The sequence below is a fragment of the Hyphomicrobium sp. genome (assembly GCF_020852195.1).
Taxonomy (GTDB): Bacteria; Pseudomonadota; Alphaproteobacteria; order Rhizobiales; family Hyphomicrobiaceae; genus Hyphomicrobium_C.
Map to the genome: position 1 here is coordinate 1 of NZ_JADZBI010000205.1, position 2,916 is coordinate 2,916.

Here is a 2,916-nt window from a genome sequence, read left to right on the forward strand (position 1 = left end):
CGAGGCGCGCGCTATCTACCTTGGGCGATGCGAAGCGTCAAGGAGGATCGGGCCGCTCGGGCTGCCAAAGTCTGGCGACTCGAACAGCGCCGTTCGACCCGGCGTTCGGGTGCCACTGGCCCCCACTCGGCGCCCATCAAGTTCCATCCGCCCGGCGATTCATCCTGCGACACGAATTCGGGCGTGTGGCACCGAGAATCCAGACCTCCTGACATAGGGGCGCCGAAAGCGTCCTGATTACGCCGCGGTCCGCGATCGCGCCGGGGGCGCGGGTGCGGACCCAAACCTGTCCGCTTTTTTCGATGCCGGCAGCACACTGCCGCCATGTCGCAGCCGTCCCAGTGCACCCTGTTTGCCGACGCCACCGACGCGAGCAGTGTCGCGATCAATGCGCGGTGCCTGCTGCGCACCGTCGATGACCGCCGTGCCGTCGTCGTCGCCGGTGTGCCTGTAGCCCACTACACCCTTGGGGACGCGATGGCCGAGGCCCACGCGATGGTCAGCCTCGTTGATCAGGGCTGGGCCACTCAAAGGGACGTCGCTCGAGCCTTCGGTTGCGCGGCGCGTTCCGTGCGGCGCTGCCAGCGGCGCTTCGAGCAGGGCGGGCTGGCCGCGCTCGGGCGAAGGCCCGGATATCCGCGCGGTCGGCCTCGGCTGCGCCCCTCGCGCCGGAACAAGGTCCTCGAGTTGAAGGCCTCGGGTGTGAGCAATCGAGAGATCGCGGTGCGCCTCGGCGTCACGGAGAAGGCCGTCCGCAAGCTGCTCGCGCGCCTCGGGTTCAAGCCGGCGGCGCCAGCACAGCAGGCGCTGCCGCTGTCGCCCAGTGCGGACCCAAACCTGTCCGCCTCATCAGCGCCCACCTCGTCGATGCCTGCAGCGCAACGACGCAGCAGCGATGACGCGAGCGGCGCACCGGATGCGCCTGGTGCGGACCCAAACGTGTCCGCTTTCTCGTCGACCGACGCCGAGCTCAGCATCACGGCCGATATCGACCCCCTCGACCGTAGCGGCGATAGGCTGCTCGCTCACCTCGGCCTACTCAACGACGCGCTACCGCTGTTCGCGCCCGGCAAGCGGCTGCCCTGCGCGGGCGTCATGCTGGCGCTACCCGCCGTCCGGGACAGCGGGGTCATCGACTGCGCGCGAGAGATTTACGGCTGCATCGGCCCGGCCTTCTTCGGCCTGCGCACTACCGTGGTCGCCCTCGTGTTGATGGCCCTGCTACGCATCCGCCACCCCGAGAACCTCAAGGAGCATCCACCGGCCGAACTCGGTCGAGTGCTCGGCCTCGACCGAGCGCCCGAGGTCAAGACGCTGCGTCGCAAGCTCGCGCGCCTGGCGGCCGTTGGCCGCGCCACCGACTTCGGTCGCGCGCTGGCGCGGCGCCGAGTGGCGACGCACGGCAGCGCCCTCGGCTTCCTCTACGTCGATGGGCACGTGCGCGTCTACCACGGCAAACGCGAGGTCTCGAAGACGCACGTCGCCCGCATGCGCATCGCCATGCCGGGCATCACCGACTACTGGGTCAACGACGCGCGCGGCGAGCCGCTCTTCGTCGTGACGGGGGAGGCAAACACGGGTCTGTGCAAGGCCCTGCCGGGCATCCTCGGCGAGGTGCGCGCGCTCATCGGCGAGCGGCGCACGACCGTGGTCTTCGACCGCGGCGGCTGGAGCCCGGTCCTCTTCGCGCGCCTCATCGGCGACGGCTTCGATATCCTCACCTACCGCAAGGGCCGCTGCCCGAAGGTCCCCACCAAGCGCTTCAGCGAGCACGAGGCTGAGCTCGATGGCCGCCAGGTTCGCTACTGCCTCGCCGACCAGGGCATTCGATTGCTTGGCGGCAAGCTGCGGCTGCGCCAGGTGACGCGCCTGTCGAACGGCCACCAGACACACGTCGTGACTTCGCGCCGCGACCTCGCCGCCATCGAGGTCGCCTTTCGCATGTTCGAGCGTTGGCGGCAGGAGAACTTCTTCAAGTACATGCGCCAAGAGTTCGCTCTCGACGCGCTCGCCGACTACGCCGTCGAGGAGGATGACCCCGAGCGCGACGTGCCCAACCCGCGATGGGCCGCGATCGACCTCGAGCTTCGCACGGCCCGAGCCGAGCTCCAGCGCGTCACCGCGCGCTACGGGCTCGAGGCGGTCACCAACGAGGAGAGGCTGCGGCGCACCATGCGCGGCTTCAAGATCGCCAATGCCGCCGCTGGCCGGGCGGTCACGTCGGCGCTCAAGCGCTGCGTTGCCATCGAGAGCCGGCGGGCCAAGGTCCCTCGGCGTCTGCCCGCCCAGCAGGTGCACCAGGGCGAGGTCATCAAGCTCGCCGCCGAGACCAAGCACCTGACGAGCCTGTTAAAGATGGTGGCCTACCAGGCCGAGGGTGAGCTCGTGCGCCTGCTGGCGCCTCACTACCGGCGCGCCGAGGACGACGGCCGCACGCTCATCCAGAACGCGCTCGCTTCGGCCGCCGACATCGACGTCACGGACACCGAGCTACGCGTGACCGTCGCCCCACTGAGCTCGGCCCACCGCACGCGTGCCCTCGCCGCGCTGTGCGAGCAACTCGACGCGACGAAGACTGTGTTCCCCGGCACCCAGCTACGTCTGCGCTACGCCGTGGCGGCCGCCTCCTGACCGGGAAAAGCGGACAAATTTCGACGGGTCCATGTCAGGAGGTCTGGATTCATCTTCGGTTCCGACTGGCCGGTGATTCACCCGCAGGAGGCCCTTTGGGCGTTGCACGAGGTCGGTCTGCGGGGCGACGAGATGTTGTCCGTTCTCCGGGGCAACTCGCGGCAGTTGTTCTCGGCCGGTGGTGGATCGCCCTGACCACCTTGGGTCCTGGCGCTACCGCTCCAGCAGGTACCTCGTAGCGAGTGCTCGCCGCCTCGTGTGTCGTTCAAGCGCCAGAGCGACGAG

Annotated in this window: 1 protein-coding gene; it reads left to right on the forward strand. The window is 69.2% G+C overall.

Annotation, left to right across the window (positions count from 1 at the left end):
- Positions 1 to 324: 324 nt before the first annotated feature.
- Positions 325 to 2,631 (forward strand): putative transposase, encoded by a 2,307-nt coding sequence (locus tag IT540_RS17350; RefSeq protein WP_291180794.1) that lies wholly within the window; start codon positions 325 to 327, stop codon positions 2,629 to 2,631.
- Positions 2,632 to 2,916 lie beyond the last annotated feature (285 nt).

Bases quoted from the DNA above. Each gene is read 5' to 3' on its own strand.
- IT540_RS17350 (WP_291180794.1), top strand. From the start codon at position 325: ATGTCGCAGCCGTCCCAGTGCACCCTGTTTGCCGACGCCACCGACGCG.